This is a genomic window from Anaerostipes faecis (assembly GCF_910574135.1).
Lineage (GTDB): Bacteria > Bacillota > Clostridia > Lachnospirales > Lachnospiraceae > Anaerostipes > Anaerostipes hominis.
The window spans coordinates 37,634-63,428 of the sequence record NZ_CAJSYK010000011.1 but is presented as its reverse complement, the minus strand read 5'-3'; the positions used below and the strand labels follow the sequence as shown (position 1 = coordinate 63,428).

Here is a 25,795-nt window from a genome sequence, read left to right as displayed (position 1 = left end):
TTTTTGTGGATTTAAATTTGAAATGAATTTGAATTTCTGTTATGATGAGTGTAACAGTAAAAAAGGAGGAACGGACATGGGAAAACTTCTCGCAAAAGAACGGCAGAAGGAAATCGTCGAATATATCAACAGTACAGGAAGTGCTAAGATCGGCGATCTTGCAGATAAATTTGAAGTGACAAAAGAAACCATCAGAAGAGACCTGACTCATCTTCAGGAGATCGGGGCTATAGAGCGCAGCCACGGGGGCGCCACCCTGGTCTCAAGCTTCCGCCCGATCCCCATCGAAACACGGGTCAGCGAAAACAGCTCCGTAAAGTATGCCCTCTGTGAGAAGGGATTGGAATTGATCCCGGAACAGGGTGTCATTTATCTTGACGCCGGAAGCACAATGCAGTGCATGGCACAGCTTTTAAGCCAGAAATCCGGTTATACCATTGTGACCAATGCCATCAACACCACTTACCATTTAAATAACGGCAACAACGTGACCATCTTAACCGGCGGCCAGCTGAACCCGAACAATATGTCCACAGAAGGGTTCCAGACCACCAACTTTATCAACACTATCAAGGTAGATATCTCATTTCTGGGGACCAGCGGATTTGAACAGCACAACGGGCCGGCAGTCTCAGAATTCACAGATGCACAGATCAAGCAGGCCATCATCCCCCAGTCTAAGATCATTGTTGTCATCTCTGACAGCTCCAAGGCCCATATCTGCTCTTTAGTACAGTACGCTAACTGGAAGGATATCGACTACTTTATCACGGATAAAGAACTTCCGTCCGCTACCTATAAGACACTGAGTGAGCTCACGGAAGTTATCTTGGTATAACATGTTCCACATGATTTCCGTTCGGCTCTTAGAATGCCTCACTCCAATCATGTAGAACACGGACGCAGTATCTGCTAGATAAGCATGTCAAAACAAAAGGTGTCATGCTGCCACAGACAGCAGTTATTTATTTTGAAAGAACGAGGTTTCATGCAAAGACAATTTTGCATGAGACCTTTTTTTATTCATGAAATCGTTTTACAAGATGATGAGGTAATTGAAATTTTAGTCAATTATTGGTATAATAATACAGTTACAAGAGAAAAGGGAGGAATTATGTATGAAATACTGTAAATTTTGCGGAAAAAGGTTAGAAGACGGGGAGGTTTGTACTTGTCAGATCAAAGAAGATGAAACAAGTTTCTTTCAAGATATTGATAAAAATAAAATTTCAAGCGGAATAAAAAAAGTACTAGTGAAACCTGCCTCCGGTGCGAAACAAATTACTGCATCGTTTTCGCTGAAAGAGAGTGCAGTAACTTGGCTGGGTGAGGGCATTATTACAGGCATTTGTTTGATGATACTTGTATCATCCACTTTAGGATCATCATATTTTGGACGTCAGATGGTCTCTTATCCAAAAATATTTTTCTATGCACTTTTGTTTGTCATTGGAATGAACGCACTGACGACACTTGTGCTTTGGGCATTGGAAAAAATGATAAGCAAGAGTGACGCAGCCTATGTTGATTTTATGACCGTACCGGCAACAACAGCAGCAATTAATATTCTATTTTTAGTACTAGGTATCATCTGCCTGTTATTAAATCCAGGATTCGGTATCCTTGTTTTCATCAGCGGGAAGCTTGCTTCTACTTTTTTGATGGGAAAAGCGGTTGATGAGGTGAAAGGCGCAGATAAAGAAAAAACTATGTATATTCTTGCGGCGGTATTTATTGTTGTGAGTCTTGTTTTATATATTGTTCTTAAAACATCTCTTACCAATATAGTAAGCAGCTATGGAAGAAATATGTTTATGGGATTATAGAGGAGAAGATAAAATTATGATTTGTCCAAATTGTGGGAAAGATGTACCCGACGGAAATTTTTGTGAAGAGTGTGGTTCCTCTTTGCATATAAAAAAAGAAACAAAAAGAAAACAGGCAAAGACAAAAAAGAAAGGGGAAGAATTCTCAAAGAAAGGTAAAACCATTATTGGAATTCTTATTTTCGTTTTATGTATCAGTGTTGGATTTTTTTACATAGAAGGAAGTAAATTTAATACCGCCGAAAAAACAGCGGAGCAATATCGTAAGTATTACAACAATCAACAGTGGGATAAAATCTATGACATGACAAATATCACCGAAACAGAATTTATTACGAAAGCCTCTTATGAAAAAGTCATGGCAAATGTAACAGGTGAGTTAGGTGAGATCAATAGCAGTAATGATAAAGACTCAGCAGAAAAACAGGTTTATTTTGGGTCTGATTACTACTGCAATGTTCAAAAGTTAAATAAAAAAAGATATTTTTTCTTTGACCAGTGGGAATTAGCTGACTTAAAGGTTGATACTGTCCAAGTGGAAATTCCATATATTCAACAGTGTCCAGTTTCTATAGACGGAACTAGGATCAAAGATATTTATCTGAAAGAAGAGGAAGATGAAAAATATTATGATATTGAAGTATTAGAAGGCAATCACACTGTAACTTTTGAGGATAAGGATGATTTTTTATCACAAGATACTTATGAGTTAAACACGGGTTCTTTAAAAGAACTTTCACTTAAGTATAGCAATAAGCAAGTTCAGGCAGCAAAAAACACAATGATAAATTTTTTAAAAGAGTGGACCAACTATCTGGGAAAAAAAGATGTTTCTGCTGATGAGATCCAAGATTATTTCTATTCAAAAGAAGATGCGGAAAGCTTTATCTCTTCCTATACTGTTTATGGAGGTACCAAGAACTCCAAAGCAGACATCCAGACTCAGCCTAAAACAGGTGAAATTATGGAAAGTCCGGCAAAGAACTTTAAGGAGCCGTATATTTCATTTAATGCAAGTTGTGAATATACTTATACAAACGAACTCTGGGGACAAGCTACAAAAGATACGCTCTCCATTGATGAAGATTTTTATATGATGTATGTGGATGGAGCCTGGAAAATAGCCATGTAATCATAATGCTTTTGATAAAACAGTGATACATTTGAGAAAGAAATGGAGATAAATATGAGACAAAAAGAAAAGAAAATCATTCTTGGTTTAAGCATTGTAGTCGCTTTATCCATTATTTTAAATATTGTTTGCTATGTGTCTGCAAATAAAGAACAGACGCCAAGCGCTCCCACAGTTGATAACGTCACAACTGAAAACACAGCTGCAGAGGAAGAAAAAACTACGGCAGCAAAAAAGACTACATCCGAGTCAGCTACAGAAAGAAAAAACAACGATAACACCAATAGTAAAATTGCAGTGGATGCCAACAGTACCAATGACTACAGCAAATGCCTAAATACCCAATTATATAAAAAGGTAACTTGCAATACCAGCGGGGGATATAGCTTTGTGTATCCTAAGAACTTCTTCAACCGTGTAGATATTAATAAAGATGGGAAATATGTTTTTTCGGCAGACGACGGGGTGACTGAATATACTGTATTTTCTCAAAAGGCAACCGCTGGATCCGCGCAGCAGGAAGTAAAAAATCTGGCGGAAGATTATAAAGATGAATTCTCCCATTTTTATTTTAAGTTTCCCACAGAGGGGGTTAAAAAGTCGGGAGCCTTTTGCAGAAAAATTTATGGCGGTCACTTAAATAGTGATAAAACCATAGGTCAATATATGATCATTGCTTCTAATGGAACCTATGATTACATTCTTAAATTTAAATATAAAGCAGATGATAAGAGTGATAATCCAAAGGGCCAGGCAGATTATATGGCTGACTGTTTTTACCGCGGAGCATCTTTCAGCGGTTCAACGAAGGAAATCCGAACATACAATGAATTTCTGTCGGACGAATCATAGAGGCTGCCCATGAAAAAACTAACATTCTTTGTTTTTGTTGTTTGTGGTGTGCTTATCTTTTTAATCTATGCAAAGAAAATAAATGTGCCGAATAAAACGGATAAAAGGACAGTTGCGAAGGCAACCGAAGTGACAGTTTCAAATAAGGATAAGGTTGAGAAAGTGAGAATAGAAATCGATCCCGGACATGGCGGTGTTGATACAGGTGCCCAGATTACAGCAGATGGGACAGTAACCTATGAAAAAACCTTAAATTTAAAATTATCTTTGTACTTGAAAACAGAGTTAGAAAAATATCATGGAGTTACTGTTTCTATGACTCGCAAGACAGACAAAAATATATCTTTAAAGAAACGAGTGAAAAAAGCAAAAAAAGATCAGGCGGACGCATTGATAAGTATTCATCATAATGCCAAAGGCAGCATTGTTGATGCCAAAGACGGCGCTTACGTTTTGGTTGCCAGCGGAAATGAAAAAGAAAATCTGGCACAAAAGGAAGAGCAATTAGGTGCAAATATATTAAACCGCATCAGCGAACTTGGGCTGAAAAACAGAGGGCTGCTGCGTAGATTATCTGAGACCAGAAATACCTATAGCAATGGCAGATTATGTGACTATTATGCGATCGTAAAAGGCGGAATTAATGAGGATATTCTAGCTATTATTATTGAACACGGATATATGGATAATATAGATGAGTTTCAATCATATTTTTCTTCTGATGAGAAAATTCAAAAAATAGCTGAGAAGGATGCCCAAGGGATTGCTGATTATTTTCATCTGATAAAAGACTCGCAAAAGGCTGCTAGAACAACAATCAAAAAAAATGTGAAAATAACAACAGTGAGGGATCCTAAGGGAAAAAACAATACGTACCAAACCAGGTCTTATCAATTAAGTGTAAATGAATAAAATCTTCTGTAAAACATTTTAAAAGCAGCAGAAATAAATTCCGCCGCTTTTTTTGATATCTGCTATTATAAAGTCTTCAACACATCCATAACTTCTCCTGCAGTATTGGCTGCCAGAAGCTTCGCTCTGAAGTCTGCTTTAATCAGATTTCTTGAGAGTGTTGCCAGCGCCTTAAGATGCAGGTTGCTGTCTGTATCGGTTGCCGCTATCATGAAAATCAGGTGTGCTTTTGTCCCGTCTTCGGCTCCGAAATCAAATCCTTTGTCAGACTTTCCGAAGGCCACCCGTGCAGTTTTTACTGCTGCGGTCTTGGCATGCGGGATCGCAATGTCAAATCCAAGTCCTGTGGAGGACTGTTCTTCTCTTGCATAGATCGCTTTTTTATAGTCGTCCTTATCAGCGAGCACTCCGCCTTCATCTAAAAGTGTTACCATTTCTTCAATGATCTGGTCTTTTGTCTCTCCCTGTAAGTTTAGATTCATTGTTGACTCATCAAATAATTCCATAATATTCATGTCATCACCCTTTCAACTATATTCATAATTAATATAATTTTAAATAACTATACATTATTTTGTAACATTGTTACTATATACTATTTTTCTGACAAATATATATACTATTTATAAATAATTAATAATGATATATATTTGTCTTACAAAGACACAATATACTCTGAGTATATTGTGTCTTTTTTATCTGATTAATTCGCGTCTACATTCTTTGCAGTAATTATATAAAGAAATGCACCAATAACAGATCCTACTAAAATACATCCAACCCATAATAACGGATGATTTACTAATCTTAAAATTAAGAACCCTCCATGTGGAGCAGGAACCGTAATCTTAGTAATATAGCTTAAAATTGCAGAAATAGAAGATCCAATCATCAGAATTGGAAGTACTCTTACCGGATCTTTCGCAGCAAAAGGAATTGCTCCTTCTGTAATATGAGTACATCCTAATACATAATTTACCAATCCAGCTGCACGGTCAGCCTTTGTAAATTTCTTTGGTGCAACAGTAGCAGCAATTGCAATAATAAGTGGAGGTGTTATACACGCTGCAGATACACCAGCCATAAAATAATAGTTCCCCTGTGCTAGAAGCGCAGTTCCTGTTACATAAGCTGCTTTATTAACTGGACCTCCCATGTCGAATGCAGACATACATCCTACCGCAAGTCCTAAGATAATCGGGCTGGAATTCTGCAATCCAGCTAAGAAATCCATCATTCCTTTATTAATACTTGAAACTGGATCTGCTGTTACCTGCATTACTATTCCTACAATTGCTACTGTAATAATCGGAATAAAAAAGATTGATTTTAATCCTTCCAATGCTCTCGGAAGTCCTTTTAAAGCGTTTACAACAAACTTACATAAGTATCCCGCAAAGAAACCTGCGATGATTGCCCCGATAAATCCTGAACCAGTGGTGTTGGCAATCATTCCGCCTACGAAACCTGCGATCATTCCCGGACGGTCACCGATGGACTGTGCGATGAATGCCGCAAGTACAGGAACCATCATTCCCATGGATGTACCGCCGACTGTCTTGATAGTAGCAGCAATCACATTATACTGCTCATTGGTCGGATCTGCTGAATAAATACCCCATAAGAAAGAGATGGCTGTCAATACACCACCGGCTACAACGAACGGAAGCATATGGGAGACACCGTTCATCAGATGCTTATAGATCTGATGTCCAATAGAATCTTTTCCTTCTTCTGCTTTCTTTTCGCTTCCGGCTGCCTTCACTTCCCCGCCTCTTACTGAAACGTTTCCATCAAGCATCTTTTGCACTAATTCTTCCGCTTTGCTGATCCCGTCTGAGACCGGCACTTCTATGACTGGTTTTCCGTTAAAACGGTCCATGTCTACATTTTTATCACAAGCTACAATAATTCCGTCACATTCAGCAATATCCTCAGCAGTCAATTCATTCTCGACACCAACAGCTCCGTTGGTCTCAACTTTCATTTCAGCGCCCAGCTTTTCGGCAGCTTCCTTCAAAGCTTCCTCCGCCATGTAAGTATGGGCGATCCCGGTTGGGCACCCTGTAACACCTAATAGTTTTTTCATATCATTTCTCCACCTTTCTTATTTTGATATTGTGAAAGTAAGTATCTACTTTGGCAAAATCACCGAGTGCGTTGCTCTCCGCCACATTTGCCCCTGTGGCAGCCGAACGCTTCAATGCATCCTCCACATTTTCCGGATGATCGAGCCAAAGGCTTAAAAAGCTTGCCAATGCGGCATCTCCCGCACACGCCGAGCTTAATAACTTAACCGGCTGGGAAGATGAATAATACACATCTTCTCCGTTGCAAAAATACGCTCCTTTGCTTCCGAGCGTCAGCAGTACATTCCTGGCCCCCTGTTCTTTCAGGAAGGTAAGGACATGCAGAATGTCTTCTTCGTCCTTGATCTTGATCCCGAAGATCTCTTCAATCTCTTCATCGTTTGGTTTGATCAGCAAGGGCTGGTATTTTAATAAGTCTTTCAGTTTCGGGGAGCTGATATCCAGCACCACATCAATGCCCCTCTTTTTACAGATTGACAAAATACTTTCATAATAACTCGGTTCGATTCCAGGCGGAAGACTGCCGCTGATCACAAGGCAGCTCAGATCTTCGGCTGTCTCAAAAAGATTCAGCATTTCTTCCTGCTGGTCTCTTCCTACAAACGATCCGCTGTTGACAAATTTGAATTCGCCCTCTCCATCATTTAAAAATATATTGATCCTTGTTGTGTCACCGACCCAGACCGGCTTGACCGCCACCTGTCTTTTTTCCAGTTCCTCTACAATATATTTTCCCGAAAATCCTCCAAAAAATCCAGTAACCGTGGAATCTACCCCATAATGCTTTAATGTCAACGTGACGTTGACACCTTTTCCATTGGGAGTGTAAACCGTATCGAATGTGCGGTTTACTTTTGCACGTTCCATTCCTTTTGTGGAAATGTTCATATCGATGGCAGGATTTGTAGTTAACGTATAAATCATACTGCTCCTCCATAGAATACAATCTCTTTTTACAGTCTTTATTATAGACAAGTATTCCATGAAAATCTTTTCATATCCTGAAAACGGAACAAAGTGGACCAAATACCATAAAATTAGAAAAATCCCGGAAGCCTGTAAAGCCTCCGGGATTTCATATCCTCATGGATTTATTATTTTGTTTTTGTCTTCTTTACCGTACTCCATGCACCGTAGTATGTCTTTCCTGCAATTTTCTTTGTTGCACGGATGCGTACATAATAAGTCTTCTTCTTTGTGAGTCCCTTTAATGTGGTGCTTGCTGTTTTTCCTGATTTGATGGTAGCCTTCTTCACCTTTTTGGTAAAGCCTTTATTCTGTGCAGCATATACCTGATATCCTGTCGCACCGGAAACCTTCTTCCATTTAATTTTCAGCTGGCCCTTCTTGGATGTTTTCTTTGCGCTTGTCAGGGAAGCTTTGGAAACCTTTACTGTGATTTTGAATGTCTTTGATACACTTCCAGCATAATTTCCTTTTCCAGTCACGGTCACTGTTGCCGTTCCCGGGTTTTTGTTGTTTTTGTATGAAAGCGTGTAGTCTGTTCCGGATTTTAAAGTCCTGCTGCCGTCTTTTACTGTGACAGAAGTCGTCAGATTCTTTCCGGTATAGGTCTTATCTGCCGCGGTCACTTCTGCACCTGCGATGGATTTCGCTGAGATCTTAAAGGTCTTTTCTGCTGTTCCTTTGTAATTACCTTTGCCGGTCACTGTCACTTTGGCAGTTCCCGCATTGATATTTCCTGTATAAGCTGTATCATAATCTGTGCCTGCCTTTAGAACTCTTGACCCGTCTGTAACTGTCACAGCAGGTTTTAATTCACCTCCTGTGTAGGTCTGATCCGCAGCTGTGATCTTTGCATCCCTCAGATCCTTTGCAGTGATTTTAAATACAGTCACAAATGTACCTGTATAATTTCCTACTGCATCTGTGTATACAACTGCCATTCCCGTATTTACATTGTCGGCATAACGGTTTACTGATGGATATGTAGATTCATCTTCCTCGTTTATGGCGCTTAAGTTTACGGCCGGTTTGATCTCTGAACCTGTGTACACCTGATCCTCCAGCATATACGGAACCGTCAGCTTTCCAGCGGCATTGGCAGGATTTACTGTAAATGTCTTCTTAATGGTTCCTGTATAGTTGCCGATTCCATTGATCTCGACATCATATGTCTGTGCATTCAGCATCTCAATTCCGGAATTTAATACGACGGTATAATCCTCCTCCGTCAGTCCCGTTACCTCTACTGTTGGTGTCTGCCCGCTTCCGTTATAGGTTACGGCATCCAATCCTGTTACTTTGTCACTGTAGTTTTCAGAAATATCCTGCGGAGTGATGGTAAACTTAATCTCTTTTGTACCTTTATAGTCCGCGCAGGAATCCAGTATTTCTACGGTGACACTTGCATTGTCTCCCGCCTTTGTTGTATTTTTATAAGATCTGATACGGTAGGCATCCTTCGGGATCACACTGCCTTTTCCGTCTGTCAGCTGGATATCTTCTGCAGCCGGTTTCTTGGCTGTTCCGTCATAAATATAGGAAGTGGTGACTTCACCTTTTACAGCTTCATCTGAGATATCCACAGCCGCTGTGATCTCAAATGATTTCACCGCTGAATCTTTATAGTTGCCGCCTTCCTTTGCAGTGATCACGAGTTTATATTGTCCTGCATTCTTTAGGTCAGCCGCACCATTTTCTAATTTTGTTCCGTCTTCCGTCTGATATTCCAGAGTGTAGTCAGTATCTAGAACTAATTGTGTATCACCGTCTTTTACCACGACCTCTGGTTCGTCAATTGCTGAACCGTCGTCCTTTTGGCGGTATTTATCCTGGATGCCTTCAATGGAAACATCTGCGATGGATTTTTGAGTAATGTTGTAGGTAAGAGCCTCCGCTGTCTCACCTGCCACGGTTCCTTTATAGTTTCCCGCTCCTTCTACCACGGCCTTGATGCCGTTTTCCGCTTTGGTTCCTTTTAACTCCTCCGGTTTTACTGTGAAATCATCTGAAGTTAATGGTGTGCTGTCATCCCCCTCTTTCACGATGATATCTTTTGCGGCCGGAGCCTGGGCTTTTCCATTGTATACAAATGATGTCTCTGCACCTTCTACGAATGCCACTTTATAGCTGCTGATATCACATGCTTCAATTGTATATTTTACCTCCAGAGGATCACTGCCAGTATATTCATAATTTCCACCCCCGACGGTGACGGCTGCAGTAGGAGCCGCTTCAGCATCTGCTTGCGCAGCATTGACATTATTTTTATATTCTACTGAAAAATCTGCAGCTTCTAATGTCTTTTCTTCTCCGTCTTCATATGTAACCTTAATGCCAGGCTTCTTTTCCGTTCCGTCATAAGTGATATCCTGACTTTCATCCTCCAGCTTTACGGTCATTTCTCCTACTTTTTTCGGAGCAATGGTAAATGTCACGCTTCCCTTTGATCCTTCATAATCGCCGGTTCCGGTGATCTGGGCTGTGTAGGTTCCGGCGTTGATCAACTCTCCCGGCTCTACTGTATCTCCCTCTGCTGTTTCTCCTTTGTGGTAAGTAACAGTGTAATCTGTGTCACCTGACAGCTCCTTATCGCCGGACATGACGTTCAGTACTGGAGTCAGAGCTGATCCGGTATAGGTAAGATCTGCTGTCTGATCGGCTGTCAGACTCTCATCCGCTTTTGATGAAATCTTAAAGCCGGAAACCTCAACCTGTTCACTGCTGCCAGCATAATTTCCGCCTTCTATGCCTGTGATCACGGCCTTTGGTGTATCTGTTGTTTTTGTATTGTCGGACCACTCCACTGTATAATCTTTATCCCTCAGAATCTGTCCGTTTACTTTTACGGTTACCGAAGACTGGCCGGGCACCACAGGTTCCCCTGTATAAGTGAAATCACCTGAGACACTTACTTCCGGGCTTTTCCCTGTTAAACTTGCTCTCTCTATCTCATAGCTTCCCGCAGCTGTTCCTTCATAATACTTATTGTTCACACCCGCCGTCACCGTCACAGTTCCGGCATTTACTGTATCCTCACTGTATTCCGGTATTACAGTTCCAAACTCTTCCTCAGAAAAATCAAGACCGTCAATCTTTTTGATGGAGAGCTCATGGCTTTTTCCATCATAAGTCTGTTTTTCATCGGAAAACGATAATTTTTTGACCTCTTTTTTTCCTACAGTAAAGGATGCCTCTGACGTGGTCTCTCCGTCTTCTGACGTCTCCGTCACTGTATAAGTGTGTCCTACCGTTTCTTTCCCAGAGATATCTATAGAAGACTCCTCACCCTCAATGGCTTCTCCATCCTGTTTCCAGCTGTATGTACTTTCATCTGTAGTTCCCTCCACTTTGACAGTTGCTCCCCAAGGAATGGAAGCCCCATTCTCATAGGCTGCTCCCCCAACGGAGAAGCTCAGTCCTTCCGTCGCTCTTTTCACTGCCTCATTTACTGCCTTATTTGAGACTGGTCCTGCAGCAAAAGCCGGTGCCCCTGTCGAGCACACCATTGCCATTGATAATGCCAGGCTCACTGCCGATTTACGAAGACGTTTCCCCGTAAGCTTCTTTTTCATACTACGTACCTCCTGTTGTTTACATTGTTTTGTTTCAATTCATATCTGTTTATTCGATATAAGAATATATTATTCTTAATAAGAATAAATGTCAAGTTTTTCTACCTCCTCTGAGAAATATTACAATGTAAGAAAACCAAGTGATTCTGTACCCTTAGCCTTAATATTCAATATTGGAATAATTTATATCATCCTATCATAAATTATATATCTTTTTTTTGAGAGAATCATAGTATGGAGGTAACATAAATGAAGAATATAAAGTTCATCCGGGTTTCCAGGGATATCACCCAATTAAGAGTACAAATGGAGACCGGAATCAGCCAAAGTACTATTTCAAAATATGAGACAGGGGAATCCATCCCTACAGTTGAAAATCTGCTGCTTTTAGCAGATTTTTATAATACCAGCCTGGATTATCTGATGGACCGAACAGATGCTGTCACACCTTATCCGAAGAAGTCTTCTTCCCCGGGATATCATGAATAGAATACAAGAATGGACAAAAAAATAAGGCCTCTTTGGGCCTTATTTTTTATGTTCTATATTCTCGACTAAAAAGTCTACGAGGATCCGGCACATAATGTACAGCGGAAGCCTGGACGTCACCTCATAGTTTCTTATTGCAATGTGAGAGTGTTTGTATCCGAGCCATGTATAATCTGAATACTCAAATAGCTCACTGGTACTGCTGCAGCAGAGCGTGATCACCTTGCAGCCTCTGAGTTTTGCGTTCCTGGCTGAGTCGATCAGCTCCTTGGTCTCCCCGTTTAACGACAGGATGATCACAACCTCATCTTCCTGTAAGTTCTTTGACATGATCCTCATGATCTGCGGGTCTTCCACATCCACCACAAAAAAATCCAGCACCTGAAGCTTCATGCTCAGCTCCTGCGCCACCAAGTGTGTAGGCCCCCTGGAAAAGATCAGAACCCTTTTGGCATCCTTCATGGCATGCAGAATATCCAGCACATTGGGAATGGACATATGCTCAATCACGGAAGTCGCCTCGATCAGAGACTTGTTCATGATTTCATTCAAGTCTTTCACTTCTGTATCTTCCGTCTTTGCCGTTAATTTATACCGCAGCTCGTTAAACCCATTGATCCCGCATTTGCGGATGGCTCTGGACACGGTTGCCGGGGAGGAAAATGTTTCAAAAGCAATATCTACTATGGACAGGTCTGAAAGTTTGTCCTCATTGTCATTGATATAGTTGACAACTCCCAATTCGGTCTTGGACAGATTTTCTGCAATCTTGCTGTTTATTTCAATAATCATCACTCGTCCCTCCTGTCTGTGTGAAAGATCTTTTTTATTATACATGATTTTCATCCGTTTTCATAACCTGAAAAGATTTTCACCCCCGGTTTTTTTATAATGTAAATGGTTAAACTAAGACAAAAAGCAGGAAAGCTTTAGGAGGATGAATATGAGTAAGATGGTATCAACCAGACATATGTTATTAGATGCACAGGAAAAACGATATGCCGTGCCGGCATTTAACATTCACAACTTAGAGACGATTCAGGTAGTGGCAGAGACTTCTGCAAAGCTTGGCTCTCCGATCATTCTGGCAGGCACTCCGGGTACATTTTCTTATGCAAACCGTGATTATCTTCAGGCGATCGTCGAGACAACTGCTAAAAAATATAATGTTCCGGTGGCACTTCACCTGGACCACCATGAAAAATTTGACGGTATCAAAGAATCCATCGACCTTGGCACAAAATCTGTTATGATCGACGCTTCCAGCCTTCCATATGAAGAGAATATAGAAAAAGTAAAGAAAGTCGTGGCTTATGCTCATCTCCATGATGTTACCGTAGAGGGAGAACTCGGACGTTTAGGCGGACGCGAGGATGACCTTGTGGTAGACGAAAAGGACTCCATGTACACAAATCCTGCACAGGCTGCCGACTATGTAGCCCGCACGGGCATTGATTCCCTGGCTGTAGCCATCGGTACCGCCCACGGTTTATATAAAGAGGAGCCAAAGCTTGACTTCGACCGTCTGGCAGAGATTCGTGAGGAAGTATCTATACCGCTTGTGCTCCACGGTGCATCCGGTGTCCCGGGCGACGCTGTAAGACGTGCGATCGAGCTTGGAATCTGTAAGGTCAACATTGCTACGGAATTAAAAATTCCTTACTCTCGGGAACTGAGAAAGACCCTGGTTGAAAATCCGGATGCCAACGATCCAAGGATTTACACAAAGGAAGCAAAAGAAGCAATGGCAGCTGTTGTGGAAGAAAAGATCAAGATGTGCAACAGCCAGAACCGTTACTAAATTAAAATAAAGATACTTATACCCGGCCTTAACATTTACAGGCCGGGTATTTTTTTAACATTGGGGAGTCTGATTCCTCTGGGCCAGATCGAGAGCGACCCTTTTTCCGGTCTCTGTGACGGCAAGCCCTGCCTGGCTTGTCTCTTTGAGTCCTCCCGGCATCATTTCTCCGATTTCTCCCATGGCATCGATCACCTCGTCAAATGGCACTCTCGTAAGAATTCCAGCCATCGCCATGTCCGAACAGGCCACTGCGCTGACGGCTCCCGCCACATTTCTTCTGATGCACGGTATTTCCACCAGTCCTCCCAGGGGATCGCAGACCAGTCCGAGCAGGCTTTTCATGGCAAATGCTCCTGCCGAAAGGATCTGTTCATTACTTCCTCCCCGAATGGAGGTCAGCGCCGCCGCGCACATAGCAGACGCGGTCCCAACCTCCGCCTGGCAGCCGCCCTGTGCACCGGAAATACTGGCTCTGCGGGCAATGACCTGACCGGCTCCAGCGGCCATGAAAAGCCCCTCGATCATCGTTCTTTCCGGTATCCGATAAAACTGTTCATACGTCAGAAAGACTGCCGGCACCACGCCGCAGGCTCCTGCCGTGGGCGCGGCCACAATCCGTTTCATGCAGGCGTTGGATTCTCCCATTTTCAATGCTCTTGTGACGACCATCCCCATAAAGCCGCCGGAGACGGCTTCTCCTTCCCGGACAAACCGATGCATGTTTGCACCGTCACCGCCGGACAGGCCGCTGAAAGATTTTAAATTCTCCTCATAGTCCTCATCTGCCTGTTTCATGGCATGATAACGCTCCCTCATCTTATCCATTGTCTCCTGCATTGATACACTGCGCTCTTTCATGTCTTCCTCCATGACCGCTTTCCAGAGAGGAATCCCCGCAGCTGCTGCCGCCTTTTCCATATCCGCCATCGATCCAAAGCCCATGTTCCTTCACCTCAATCCATGCCCGCCAGACTGGCGGCTTTTTGGATTCCTTTCATCTTTTCGATCTGTCTCACCGTTTTTTCCGGTATCTCTTGATCACATTCCAGCACCATGACCGCACTGCCGTTTCTCCGATCCCTGGAGAGCCGCATGGACGCTATATTTATTCCTGCGTCTGCAAGCAGAGATGCAGCCGCAGACACATGTCCGGGGCTGTCCTGGTTGTGAACGATCAGTACAGGCATATCACCGGAAAAAGACGTGTAAAGACCATCCATCTGACAGATCTCCACTCTTCCGCCTCCGGGAGAGCTCGCCACGATTTCAAGTTTTCTTCCGCTTTCTCCTGTGAGGCACAGCTTTACACTGTTTGGATGAACATCTTTCAAGTGCGCTCTTCCAAACGTCCATTCCATTCCCTGTTTCCGGGCCAGCTCAAGGCTTTTCGGAATCCTCAGGTCATCCTGTGCCATTCCCAAAAGTCCCGCGATGACTGCCCGGTCTGTGCCGTGTCCGGTACCGGTGGCAAAAAAGGAACCGTGAAATAAAATCTCGGCCTTTTGAACTTTCTCTCCTAAAAGCTTCCTGGAAATCAGGCCAATCCTGACAGCTCCTGCCGTGTGGGAACTGGACGGGCCTACCATAACCGGCCCCATAATGTCATACAAATTCATGTGTTTATCTCCATTGTTTGTTTTTTACTTTTCATCAGTATGTTTCGTTTTTCCGATTTTATGAATAATCTCAATCTTTGAGGGGCTTTTAAACTTTGCGTGCCAGATGCGATTTGACGTAGTCAAATGATTTCCTTACGCATCTGTGCACAACCTGCAGAGCGTTTTTATTTCATGGGGAAGGTCGCAGAACTTTCCTACTGAAATGAAAAAGTCTGTATCCTCCTCCGACTATAGGAGTGATACAGACTTTTATTTTTAAGGCCGGCAGACGGCCTTGCATATGGTTATTTCTCTGTTATATATCTGGTCAAACAATTCCTTCAGGTGTTCAAGATCGGCGCTGTGGGTGATCAGGTCGTCTACTTTCAGACTTTTATCGGCGATCCTGTCCGCGGTATACTGCCATTCGTTGAACGGAAGGTCATTATAGTAATTATTCCACACCCCGGTAAGCCGTAACTCTTTCCTCAGTATCTGGCTGTGGCTGTCAAGTTTGAGCACTGTGTCCTGATGAGGATTTCCAAGAAGCACCAGCATTCCAAAAGGTTTTAAACATTCCACTGCCTGATTCCACGCCGGAGAACTTCCGGTCCCTTCGATAACCGCGTCCGCCATGTGTCCTCCGGTCATTGCCCGGATCTGTTCCGGTATCTCTCCGTCCGCAGGACTTATGACTTCCAGTCCTTTTTCCCTGGCAAACTCTGTTTTTTCCTCACTGATCTCCACCAATACGGCCTGGATGCCGAACAGTCCGCACCAGCGGGCCGTCAGGATGCCGATGGGCCCTGCACCGAAGATCACTGCCGTATCTCCGCCTTTGATCTCCCCCTTGCGAATCGCATGGAGGGCCACACAGGCAGGCTCCACAAGAGCCAGCTGTTCGGCAGATACCTTTGTATTTTCAGGGAATATAAGGTGTTTCCTCGAAGGTAGCAGACAGTACTCGGCAAAGCCGCCGTCCGTTCTGGAACCCAAATTCTTGTAGCTCTCACACTGGGCATACTGGCCGATCCGGCAGCTGGGGCATTCCATGCACGGAACCACCGGATAGACTGCTCCGGTTTTCCCAATAAGTTCCTGATCCTCCTCACTTCCGGCACTCACAACCGTGCCCACGTATTCATGTCCGAGGGTAACCGGATAAACCTTTGTTCCCAGCTCATAGACTCTGGGAATGTCGGAGCCGCATATCCCGCAGGCTTCCACCTTCACAAGGATCTCGTGTCCCTGCGGCTTTGGAACTTCCACTTCGTCCAGTGTAAATTTCCCTATTTCATGAAGTCTCATAGCTTTCATCCCTGTATCCCCCATTCTATAAGAGACCGGCAACATCCACAACCTTGTCGGCAGGAATCACCTGAATCTTCACCTGGATTCCCTGATCCAGAAACTTTCTGATGGCATCCCGTTCCTGCGGATCAGCTGCAATATTTTTATACAAAGTCTTTCGTTCGCCGCTGATTCCCATGCCTCCGATGTTGATCTCAGGAATATGAGCCCCCAGGTCCACGATCTTTTCATAGGTCAGCGGTGTCTTTGCCAGTATGATGGATGGGACTTTCAGACCGTCTTTCAGCGCTTTTGCCGCCTCCTCTACAGAATAGACTTTCACCTTTACCCCTGCCGGAGCCGCCATGGTGAGCACCTGTGTCATAAACGGGTCCTTTGCCACCTTATCATCTGCGATTAATATTTCTTTTGCAGGCAGAAGCTTCATCCACGCGGTCATCACCTGTCCGTGAATCAGCCGGTCATCTACCCTTGCAAGCAATAATTGTTCCATCTTTGTATCCTCCTATTCCAGATTTGCGTGCTTCTCCCACAGAGAATCCACGTCGTCAATTTGCTCTTCCTGCATGATCATCAGCGCCGCCGCATCCAAGAGCAAAAGAAGACTCTGCTCAAACAGGCTGCTCATGATCTGTGCGGACTCGATCTCGTCCGGCAGGCCAAGCTTTGTCCTGCACGGAATCCTCACGAACAGATCCTCATAGGGAGCCATGGAGCTTTCCGCATTGGAACCGATATGGATCACCGACGCGCCGAACTGTTTTGCCTTTTTCACAAGTCCCAGAGGAATCAGACTCTCTCCTGAGCCGGAACCGGCGATTAACACGTCTTTCTCGGTGATCGCGGGCTCATTCACATCTCCCACACAAAATGCATCGATACCCAGATGATTCAGCCTCTTGGCAAAAGCTTCCATCATCATGAAGACTCTTCCGACACCTGTGACAAATATCTTTTCCGCATGAAGTATCATCTCCGTCAGTGCCCGGACCTCCTGTCCGTCTACCGCTGCCAGTGACTGGTCAAGTTCTCCCAGAATCAATTCTTTAAAATCTTTATATTCCACTTTATCCTCCCTGTCACTCCAGAGCTGCTTTATAACTTTCCGTCATTTTCACACAGGCTGTTTTCAGGTCTTTGTCCAGTCCGAACAGCCCGGAGCTTCCGAGAATCAAAATGTCCGCACCTGCCTCGGTGAGTTTTTTAAACGTAGAAGACTTGCAGGACCCGTCGATCTGTATCTGATAGTGGTATCCCTTTTCTTCCCTTATCCGCTTTGCCTCCCGGATCTTGACGAGCATTTCTTCGATAAACGGCTGCCCGGCGAAGCCAACATCCACGGTCATGATGGTCAGCAGGTCAATCCGGTTCAGGTAATGAGCCGCCTCAGAAAGAGGAGTTGCCGGGTTTAAAACAAGCCCTGCTTTTAATCCCAGTTCCTCAATCCTGTTGTACAGCCGGAATGCCTGCCCGTTGATCGTCTCAGCGTGCAGAGATATGATATCCGCACCTGCCTCTGCCACCGGGTCAATCCAGTCCTCCGGATTGGTCGTCATCAGATGTACGTCCAGCGGAACTTTGGAGACCTTCTTAAAACTCTTCACCAGATCCGGTGACAGGGTGATATTTTTGCAGTAATGACCGTCCATGATGTCCACGTGGTACATTCCCACCCAGTCATTTAATATGTTAAGCTGTTCCCCGACATTCAGAAAATCCATACACATCAGGGAGACAGAAAACTTCTCTTTCATAAAATTGTCCCCTTTCTCTCAGGCCTTAGAGCTGTAAATTGCCTTGCAGATCGTGATTTCTTTATGATAAATCTGCTCAAACAGCTCACTCAAATGTTCCAGATCGGACGTATGGGTGATCAGGTCATTCACCTTGAGTCTGCCCGCGTCGATCATCTCTGCCGTATACTGCCATTCATTGAGAGGCATCTGTGCGTAATAGGAATTCCACACGCCTGCGATATCGACTTCTTTTCTCAGGATGCTGCTGTGATTCTTAAGCTTTAAAGAAGTATCCCTGTGGGGATTTCCGAGCATGGCGATCCGTCCGAAAGTTCTTACGATCTCCACTGACTGGTTAAGGGCTGCAGAAGTCCCGGTTCCCTCGATGACTGCATCCACATGATCCGTTCCCAGCACTCTTGCGAGTCCGTCTCCCGGATCTTCTTCCATAGAATTTAAGATGGTCAGTCCCCGCTCTCTGGCAAATTCAATTTTTTCTTCATTTATATCAAACAAGACCACTTTCCCGGCGCCGAAAAGTTCTGCCCATCGGGCCGCCATGATACCGATGGGACCTGCCCCGAAGACAGCAATGGTCTGTCCGGCTTTGATCCCTGATCTTCTCACCGCATGCTGTGCCACTGTGGCCGGTTCCACCAGACTCAGTTCTTCCTTTGTAACTTCGGGGTTTTCTGAAAATACCAGATTCCAGCGGGACGGGATGACGCAGTACTCCGCAAATCCGCCGTCACACCTGGACCCCAGGTAGTTATAATTCGCACACTGAGCATAGTGCCCAGTTTTACAAAATTCACACTCTCCGCATGGGATGAGCGGGAAGACGGCCGCCGTCTTCCCTACCAGTTCCTGGTCCTCTTCCCTTGCTGCTTTTACGATCGTCCCCGCGAACTCATGTCCTATGGTGATAGGGTGAACATGTGCTCCCAGCTCAAACACCCTGGGAAGATCGGAGCCGCAGATCCCGCAGGCCTCCACCTTCACGAGGAGTTCTTCTCCCTTTATCTCCGGAAGGGGCACTTCTTCCATCCGGAAATCTCCGATTTTATTTAGTCTCACTGCTTTCATCTTCACGCCGTTCCTTTCTCCTGAATGTCGAGCCTCTTTATGCCATCATGTCCCGCCTGTTCACAGATCTCTGCAAGTTCTGAGAGCGTCGTGTCCTCCTCCCTCTGAAGCGCTGCGGCAATCCCCATGGCCATATTGGCTCCGGTGATGACTGCTGCCGGATATTCCTGGCACAGCATGGCGATGCTGTTAAACGGAGTCCCTCCTAAAAGGTCCGTCAGCACAAGGACCCCCATGCCGGTGTCCAGTTCTTCCACTGCCTGCCTCACCTTTTCCTTAAACTCTCCGGGGTCCTGGCCCGGCTTCAGGGAAATACATTCTGACTGTTCTATGTTTCCTGCTACCATGGAGACACTGTCAGCAAGTCCCCGGCAGAGCAGTCCGTGACTGATTAATAAAACTCCAACCATGTCTCATTCCTCCGTCTGCTATGATGCCACGGCCAGCAGGCCGATCAGTGAAGTGATAACGCCTACTACAAAGATGATAACGATGATATAGGTCGGCTTCACCTTCTTGCTCAGGAGCTTCCACACAAGCAGCGTCGCGATCAGAGGCAGCATTCCAGGCAGCAGAGAATTTAAGATATTTTGAAGATTGATTCCTACTTCCCCGACTTTAAATGCGATCGGAGTCTTGATATTAACTCTGGTAGCCGCCATATTTCCGACAACCATCAGTCCGACGATACTGAATGCTTCAGTGATTCTGTTTAAAGTTCCTGCACTTAAGATTTTTACGATGGCACTTTTTCCCTGCTTATATCCCATCATATACATGGCATATCCCATACCGATCATCAGAATTTTGTACGCAACCTCAAACAGGATCGGTCCGGCTACATTTCCGGCCAGCGCCAGGCTGCAGGCGATTCCGGCTAAGATCGGATAAGCGATACCCTGGGAAACTGTGTCCCCGATTCCCGCCATCGGTCCCATTAATCCTGTACGAACCGCATTGATGTCTTCTGCGTCAATGTCTGCTCCGTTGGCAGACTGTTCTTCCATGGATGCTGTAACTCCGTGAATAACGGTTCCAATCCATGAAGGTTCCGTGTTGAAAAATACCATATACTTCTTTAACGCTTTTGCCTGTTGTTCTTTTGTCTCATAGAGCCTTCTTACAATCGGCACCATGGCATTGGTCGTACCCAGTGCCTGGAGACGCTCGTAGTTATAACAGGTCTCGCTGGAATATCCGAGAAGAAAATGTTTGACCAGATCTTTTTTTAAAAGTTTTTTGCCGCCGGTCTGCACATCGGTCTCCTCCGGGGAGACTGTTTCGATTTGTTCCGCCTCTGCGGCCTGTTCTGATTTTCCCGTAAAGAGATAGATCAGGACTGCTACAGCCGCCGCAAATACAGTCACCGCCATGGTATCAACTTTTGCGTAGATGGTCAGGAAGTAACCGATAAAAAAGAATGCCACGATTTTCTTTTTGCCGAGAAAGCTTAACAGCATTGCGATTCCAAGTGCCGGCATCAGTGCCCCAACCACATTTAACGCTGCGATCATCGGCTCCGGTATTGCCTTTAAGGCGTTGGTTGCAAAATCTCCTCCGAAATACACGAGGGCAAATGCCGGAATTCCGTAGAGAACTGTGGCAGTGATTCCGGACGGCAGGTAGTTCATAAGCCTTAATCCGCGGATATTTCCTTTCTCCAAGTACTGATCTGCCTTATGTACCCAAAAACTGTTGATGGTCATGTAGGCCTGGTTGATCAGAATTCCCAGCAGGCTGAACGGCACCGCAAAGGTTGGTGCCAGATTCGGTGATGCCCCGGAAATGATGGTCAGCGCCGTTCCGAACACTCCCGCTACCATCAGGTTGCCCGGCATGGTACCTCCGGCTGTGATCCATCCAAGGTATGTGAGCTGGATATAGGCTGCGGCCTTCATTCCGAGGACCGGTTCTCCCATAGCTACCGCTACAAGGAATCCCGCCCAGATTGGATACAGCCATGTACGGGTGATTGTGTGGCTGAACCACCACTGGCTTCCAATGGCGATCAGCGCGACTAAGATTGCTGAAATTAACATAATACTTTCCTCCTTTTCTGTTATCTGATAAGTATAGTCTACCGGCATAAGAAAACTGCCGCCATACCAATTAATTTCCTGAAATGCGGAAAAGCGGGAACCTGCCCAACGCAGATCCCCGCTTTTCCCTGTTATTTCTTATTCGTCATTTTTGATTCTTTTAAGATCTCATCGGTGTCAAATGTAAACCATTCGTCCTGGTTTTCTTCCATGTCATCCATCATTTCGGGGATCAGGATCATGATGATTACAATGCCGATCAGGATCGTCAGAGTCCCGTAGCTTCCGATCCGATTCAGCCAGTCTCCCAGAAACACTCCCGCAAAGCCCATATCCGCATCCGGAAATGTGACAGAGGCGTTTGCCAGTTCCCCCAAATGCGGCAGAAAAATCACCGGCAGAAAAGAAATCAGCACTCCGTTTAGGAAACCGCCCAGAATGGCTCCCCTTCTTCCTCCCGTGGAATTTCCATAGACTCCTGCCGTGGCGCCGCAGAAAAAATGCGGAACGACCCCCGGAAGGATCACGGTGAGATTACATGCGATCATAATACCGAGGGAAATAAGCCCTCCCAAAAAAGACGAGATGAATCCCACAATCAGGGCATTGGGTGCATACGGAAAGACGACGGGGCTGTCCACTGCCGGTTTGGCATTGGGAATCCAGTTATCCGCAATCCCCTTCACCGCGGGCACGATCTCATTAATAAACCAGCGCACACCGGTGATGACCACAGTAAATCCCACGGCAAAGGTCAGCCCCTGGACGATGGCATAGACCAGATAATCTTTTCCTTCTGACAGATTCTGTTCTACAAATTCACTGCCGCAGGCCAGAGCCGCCACCACATACATGGCAATCATCGTAATGGATACGGTAACCGAAGAATCCCGCAGAAACGCCAGTTTTTTCGGAATGCGCATCTCTTCTGTGGACTTTGAATTTTCTCCGTATATTCCTCCCAGCCACGCAGACAGAAAATAAGCGCTTCCTCCGAAATGTCCCAAAGCCACCGAGTCGTTTTTACAGATCTGCCTCGTATATTTCTGCAGGATGGCAGGCGAAAATACCATCAGAATCCCAAGAGCCAGGGCTCCGATGGCATAAAAAATCCATCCGCTGATCCCCGCGCCTTTCATACATACGACGATCATGCCTGCCATGAATAACGTCTGATGCCCGGTCACGAACACATAGCGGAATCTGGTGATCCTGGCCAGAATCAGGTTGACTGTCATCCCAAGCAGCATGACAACGGAAATCTCCATTCCGTACTTGCCCACGGCAATTCCCGCGGCTCCTTCCACACTCAGGATCACTCCGGATACATGAAATCCGTACTGAAACATCCTTCCAAAAGGTTCCACACTTTCTGTGATGATATTTCCCCCGATCCGGATAACCATAAACCCTATGACCGATTTAAGAGTTCCCTTTACCGTGGCCTCCAGACTTTTTCTCTGCAGCACCAGACCTAAAAAGACGATGCCTCCGACCACGATGGACGGTTCCAGTACCAGGTCTCTCAGCATTTTTAACATATATATATCCCTCTTTTATCTTTAAGACAAGAACGTTGTCAGTTTCTCTCTCAATTCATCTTCGTCAATCAGGGATTCCAGTACGATCAAATGTTCCACAGGAGGAATACTGTCCTTTAAATCGTTTGCCACGATAAAATAGTCTGCGTCCATGGCACTCATCTCATATACTGAGGAATGGCATGTCTCAAACTCCTGCTCTTTCCCAAGCTCTCTCAGGATCTTCTGTATATTCATTTCCACCAGGAAGCTTGACCCGAGGCCGGTGCCGCAGACTGTCATGATCCTTTTCATTGTTCTTTCTCCATCATCATAAGCATTTCCTCACTGCTTCTGCATTCCAGCATCTTTTTCAGGCTCTGCTTTTCCGAACAGATGCCAGCGATCTGCTTCATCAGTACAAAATGGGCCGCCTCATCCCTGGCCGCCAGCGTAAAAAAAATGCGGACTTTCTTCCCTTCAAAATCCACCGGTGTGTTTAGTTTTATGATGCACAGTCCCGTGGACAAAACACCCGTCTCCGGTTTTGCGTGGGGCATGCACACCCCTTCCCCCAGATAGAAATATCCACCGTATTCTCCGATATTGTCAATGATCCCCCGGTAATATTCCCCGGTCACCATGCCATACCGCTCGAGTATCTCACAGCTTTTTCTGATAGCCTGTGTATATTCACTGACTTCCTCCAAGATTTCGGCACAAATCATAGGCTGCCGCCTCCCTCTTCAGATCTAAGAGAAAGAAGTTCCTCATAAGAACTGATATGCTTAATTCTTTCCATGTTGTTCTCCCACGCCAGAATCCGGACCAAATCTGCCAGATTCTCGTTCTCGGTGATATTTCCGAGGACAATGATGACTTTCACATCTACCTTTGCCTTGCTCCCAAAATCAATGGGATGTTTTAGCTTCATCAGGCTGATGCAGTTTTCCCGGACATTGTCTTTCCTCCCGTGGACGAAAGCAATCTCCGGAATAAATACCATATAGTTCCCCAGGTTCTGTACAATGTGGATCATCTCTTCCACATACTCCGGCTTCACAAGGCCGTTTTTGATCAGCGGCTTACAGGCCATGGCGATGGCCTCCTTCCAGTCATCTGTTTCTGCATCAAACCGGCAGTATTCTTCTTTTAAAAGGTCCCCGATCCCCCTCTGCATCGTCTGGTGGATTCTGTGGACCAGATACTGGTTCTTTCTGTTGTATGCGAGGACGGAAATAATATTTTTCACCCGGTCAATATCAGGAGAATTTAAGAGTGGATTTACGTGAATGACCTGCTGATTTTTAAGACTCAGCGGAACTGTGCTGATGATAAAGTCCGGCCGGCTTCTTTCAGTTTCCTCCTCCACATCGCTGACCCTGCAGATTTTTCTGACCCGGAGTTCCGGAAAATATTTTGAAATCCGCTGTTTTAACAGCACTGCTGTCGCCGTGCCTCCCCCGCAGACGAGCACGACCTCCGGTGACAGATTCAGGCTGAAGTTTTCCTGGAACAGCACTTCAAAATACATGGTCGTATAAGCGATCTCAGCGTCGGGAAATACCACGCCCAGCATCTCTTCCTGCCCTTTGAGCAGCCGTTCCGTCAGCTCATACATAAAGGAATGGGAATACTTTATATCCTCCAGCAGAGGATTCTTGATCTTTATTTTATTTTTCAGCCGGAACACCGCCACTTTTAAATGCATCATAATCTGTCTTTGAATCTCCGGGTCAATCTCACTGCTGATCTTTAAATCACTGCAAAACTTCCGGATCAGCTGCTCTGTGGCCTGCCTCACCCTGCCGTCCTCATCCCAATTTTCAAGACTCTCCCCGTCCATCCGTTTCGTACTCTGGAACAGCATGACAAAATAGTCCAGATCCCCTTTTGTCACCTGAAAACCGGGGAGTCCGGAAAGGATCGCTTCTCTGTAAATGCCGTCCGCGTCGTCCAAGCTGCCTCCCCGGACATGAAACCCCCACCGAATCCGGCACAGTGACGCAAGAATCATGCTTTCCAGTTCCCCGATGGATTCATCCGCAAACCGGATGCCCATGGCTGCCTCCACTCTCCGGATCATGCGCATCCCTTCATCCGGGTCCGCTGCCCCATACTCTTTCAGAATAGGAAGAATGTTCAGGGAGCCCTCACTGACCGTCTTTATGTATAGATTAAACAATGTATTCCGTATCTGTTCTTCGTCACCTTTCAGGGACATCCCGTAGTAGGACTTTTTGATGAGCCGCACTTCGTGCTTTTTCAAAAACTCTTCTGCCGGCCTCAGATCCTGTACAACCGTGTTCTTGCTGACCTGAAGCTTCTCGGCCAGCTGCTCGATGGTCACTTTCTCTGAGATCATCAGCAGCACAGTGATGATGACCACTCTCTCTTCCCTGGAATAGACTTTGATCTCATTGCTGAAATAAAGGCTTGTGATATCAAATCCCTTTTTGACAATGAGACGGACACCGAGCCTAGGTGTGCGTTCGATTTCCACCGGCAGTCCTTTCAAATAATATTGAACCGCATCCAGATCGTTGCGGATCGATCTGCTGCTGACATGAAACACCTCTGCCAGTTTTCCCGCCGTCGTATAACCGTCACATTCCTGAAGGTATTTTACTAATTGCAACTGTCTCTCTGTCAACAATGTCCTCTCTCCTTCTACTGAAGCTTATTAAAATTGTAGCACATCCGCAAGCCTGAAAGCTATGCCAAAAGCTTTCCACATATGAAGAAGTTCTTAAGTTGTTCCAGAAACAGGAAAGCCGCCTCATCATATCAATATATTACAATATAATGATTTTATAAGACAAGAAATGCACCTGAAATGATGATATATTGCAATTACAGTGA

Annotated in this window: 25 protein-coding genes; 7 read left to right on the top strand and 18 right to left on the bottom strand. The window is 45.0% G+C overall.

Going from position 1 to position 25,795, the window contains the following annotated elements; translation table 11 throughout:
- Positions 1-76: 76 nt before the first annotated feature.
- The 5 genes from QGT46_RS09135 to QGT46_RS09115 all read left to right on the top strand — a co-directional run bounded on the left by QGT46_RS09135 (position 77) and on the right by QGT46_RS09115 (position 4,722).
- Positions 77-838: a DeoR/GlpR family DNA-binding transcription regulator gene (locus tag QGT46_RS09135; RefSeq protein WP_148459349.1), complete on the top strand. Its 762-nt coding sequence runs from the start codon at positions 77-79 to the stop codon at positions 836-838.
- A 280-nt stretch (positions 839-1,118) separates the two neighbouring features.
- On the top strand, positions 1,119-1,826 hold the full coding sequence (locus QGT46_RS09130) for a hypothetical protein (RefSeq protein WP_301590482.1): 708 nt from the start codon (positions 1,119-1,121) through the stop codon (positions 1,824-1,826).
- On the top strand, positions 1,798-2,958 hold the full coding sequence (locus QGT46_RS09125) for a zinc ribbon domain-containing protein (RefSeq protein ID WP_301590480.1): 1,161 nt from the start codon (positions 1,798-1,800) through the stop codon (positions 2,956-2,958). The genes QGT46_RS09130 and QGT46_RS09125 overlap by 29 nt, the downstream gene beginning before the upstream one ends.
- A gap of 54 nt (positions 2,959-3,012) precedes the next feature.
- The gene (locus QGT46_RS09120) at positions 3,013-3,810 is read left to right on the top strand and encodes a hypothetical protein (protein ID WP_301590478.1); all 798 of its coding nucleotides are present in this window, start codon (positions 3,013-3,015) and stop codon (positions 3,808-3,810) included.
- Positions 3,811-3,819: 9 nt separating this feature from the next.
- Positions 3,820-4,722 (top strand): N-acetylmuramoyl-L-alanine amidase family protein, encoded by a 903-nt coding sequence (locus QGT46_RS09115; RefSeq protein ID WP_148459344.1) that lies wholly within the window; start codon positions 3,820-3,822, stop codon positions 4,720-4,722.
- A 65-nt stretch (positions 4,723-4,787) separates the two neighbouring features.
- Here the strand turns inward: QGT46_RS09115 and QGT46_RS09110 are convergent, their stop codons facing one another.
- From QGT46_RS09110 to QGT46_RS09095, 4 genes are all read right to left on the bottom strand, one after another.
- Positions 4,788-5,237 carry a PTS sugar transporter subunit IIA gene (locus tag QGT46_RS09110; RefSeq protein ID WP_148459342.1) on the bottom strand — a complete coding sequence of 150 codons (450 nt, stop codon included), beginning with the start codon at positions 5,235-5,237 and terminating at the stop codon, positions 4,788-4,790.
- Between the two features lie 188 nt (positions 5,238-5,425).
- Complete coding sequence (locus QGT46_RS09105) at positions 5,426-6,811, bottom strand: PTS fructose transporter subunit IIC (protein WP_148459340.1); 1,386 nt, start codon at positions 6,809-6,811, stop codon at positions 5,426-5,428.
- 1 nt (position 6,812) lies between these two features.
- Positions 6,813-7,736: a 1-phosphofructokinase family hexose kinase gene (locus QGT46_RS09100; protein ID WP_301590475.1), complete on the bottom strand. Its 924-nt coding sequence runs from the start codon at positions 7,734-7,736 to the stop codon at positions 6,813-6,815.
- Between the two features lie 170 nt (positions 7,737-7,906).
- The gene (locus QGT46_RS09095) at positions 7,907-11,350 is read right to left on the bottom strand and encodes a hypothetical protein (RefSeq protein WP_301590473.1); all 3,444 of its coding nucleotides are present in this window, start codon (positions 11,348-11,350) and stop codon (positions 7,907-7,909) included.
- 249 nt (positions 11,351-11,599) lie between these two features.
- Between QGT46_RS09095 and QGT46_RS09090 the strand changes: the two genes are divergently transcribed.
- A complete protein-coding gene (locus QGT46_RS09090) occupies positions 11,600-11,839 on the top strand; it encodes a helix-turn-helix domain-containing protein (protein ID WP_024728577.1) in 240 nt (79 codons plus the stop codon).
- 39 nt (positions 11,840-11,878) lie between these two features.
- Here the strand turns inward: QGT46_RS09090 and QGT46_RS09085 are convergent, their stop codons facing one another.
- Positions 11,879-12,631, bottom strand: coding sequence for a MurR/RpiR family transcriptional regulator (locus QGT46_RS09085; RefSeq protein WP_148459335.1), 753 nt, complete (start codon positions 12,629-12,631; stop codon positions 11,879-11,881).
- 151 nt (positions 12,632-12,782) lie between these two features.
- On the opposite strand from QGT46_RS09085, the gene QGT46_RS09080 reads away from it, so the two are divergent.
- Positions 12,783-13,640: a tagatose bisphosphate family class II aldolase gene (locus QGT46_RS09080; protein ID WP_301590472.1), complete on the top strand. Its 858-nt coding sequence runs from the start codon at positions 12,783-12,785 to the stop codon at positions 13,638-13,640.
- 54 nt (positions 13,641-13,694) lie between these two features.
- Here QGT46_RS09080 and sdaAA read toward each other — a convergent pair whose 3' ends face one another.
- From sdaAA to QGT46_RS09015, 13 genes are all read right to left on the bottom strand, one after another.
- The gene (gene sdaAA / locus QGT46_RS09075; RefSeq protein ID WP_148459333.1) at positions 13,695-14,585 is read right to left on the bottom strand and encodes an L-serine ammonia-lyase, iron-sulfur-dependent, subunit alpha; all 891 of its coding nucleotides are present in this window, start codon (positions 14,583-14,585) and stop codon (positions 13,695-13,697) included.
- 11 nt (positions 14,586-14,596) lie between these two features.
- A complete protein-coding gene (gene sdaAB / locus QGT46_RS09070; RefSeq protein WP_148459331.1) occupies positions 14,597-15,259 on the bottom strand; it encodes an L-serine ammonia-lyase, iron-sulfur-dependent subunit beta in 663 nt (220 codons plus the stop codon).
- 258 nt (positions 15,260-15,517) lie between these two features.
- Positions 15,518-16,558 (bottom strand): galactitol-1-phosphate 5-dehydrogenase, encoded by a 1,041-nt coding sequence (locus tag QGT46_RS09065; RefSeq protein WP_024728582.1) that lies wholly within the window; start codon positions 16,556-16,558, stop codon positions 15,518-15,520.
- A gap of 16 nt (positions 16,559-16,574) precedes the next feature.
- Complete coding sequence (locus QGT46_RS09060) at positions 16,575-17,045, bottom strand: PTS sugar transporter subunit IIB (protein WP_148459329.1); 471 nt, start codon at positions 17,043-17,045, stop codon at positions 16,575-16,577.
- A 12-nt stretch (positions 17,046-17,057) separates the two neighbouring features.
- Entirely contained in the window at positions 17,058-17,618 is a 561-nt protein-coding gene (hxlB, locus tag QGT46_RS09055; protein ID WP_301590466.1) for a 6-phospho-3-hexuloisomerase, read from the bottom strand.
- A gap of 13 nt (positions 17,619-17,631) precedes the next feature.
- The gene (alsE, locus tag QGT46_RS09050; protein ID WP_148459326.1) at positions 17,632-18,306 is read right to left on the bottom strand and encodes a D-allulose 6-phosphate 3-epimerase; all 675 of its coding nucleotides are present in this window, start codon (positions 18,304-18,306) and stop codon (positions 17,632-17,634) included.
- Between the two features lie 18 nt (positions 18,307-18,324).
- On the bottom strand, positions 18,325-19,374 hold the full coding sequence (locus tag QGT46_RS09045) for a galactitol-1-phosphate 5-dehydrogenase (protein ID WP_148459377.1): 1,050 nt from the start codon (positions 19,372-19,374) through the stop codon (positions 18,325-18,327).
- 2 nt (positions 19,375-19,376) lie between these two features.
- The gene (locus QGT46_RS09040) at positions 19,377-19,784 is read right to left on the bottom strand and encodes a PTS sugar transporter subunit IIA (RefSeq protein WP_148459324.1); all 408 of its coding nucleotides are present in this window, start codon (positions 19,782-19,784) and stop codon (positions 19,377-19,379) included.
- Between the two features lie 18 nt (positions 19,785-19,802).
- Positions 19,803-21,413 carry a PTS system mannose/fructose/sorbose family transporter subunit IID gene (locus QGT46_RS09035; RefSeq protein ID WP_148459322.1) on the bottom strand — a complete coding sequence of 537 codons (1,611 nt, stop codon included), beginning with the start codon at positions 21,411-21,413 and terminating at the stop codon, positions 19,803-19,805.
- 131 nt (positions 21,414-21,544) lie between these two features.
- The gene (locus tag QGT46_RS09030) at positions 21,545-22,954 is read right to left on the bottom strand and encodes a PTS ascorbate transporter subunit IIC (RefSeq protein WP_148459321.1); all 1,410 of its coding nucleotides are present in this window, start codon (positions 22,952-22,954) and stop codon (positions 21,545-21,547) included.
- Positions 22,955-22,975: 21 nt separating this feature from the next.
- A complete protein-coding gene (locus QGT46_RS09025) occupies positions 22,976-23,248 on the bottom strand; it encodes a PTS sugar transporter subunit IIB (protein ID WP_024728589.1) in 273 nt (90 codons plus the stop codon).
- Positions 23,245-23,661, bottom strand: a complete 417-nt coding sequence (locus QGT46_RS09020) for a PTS sugar transporter subunit IIA (protein WP_024728590.1) — start codon at positions 23,659-23,661, stop codon at positions 23,245-23,247. Before QGT46_RS09020 ends, QGT46_RS09025 begins: the two co-directional genes overlap by 4 nt.
- On the bottom strand, positions 23,658-25,586 hold the full coding sequence (locus tag QGT46_RS09015; protein ID WP_024728591.1) for a BglG family transcription antiterminator: 1,929 nt from the start codon (positions 25,584-25,586) through the stop codon (positions 23,658-23,660). Before QGT46_RS09015 ends, QGT46_RS09020 begins: the two co-directional genes overlap by 4 nt.
- Between the last annotated feature and the right edge of the window lie 209 nt (positions 25,587-25,795).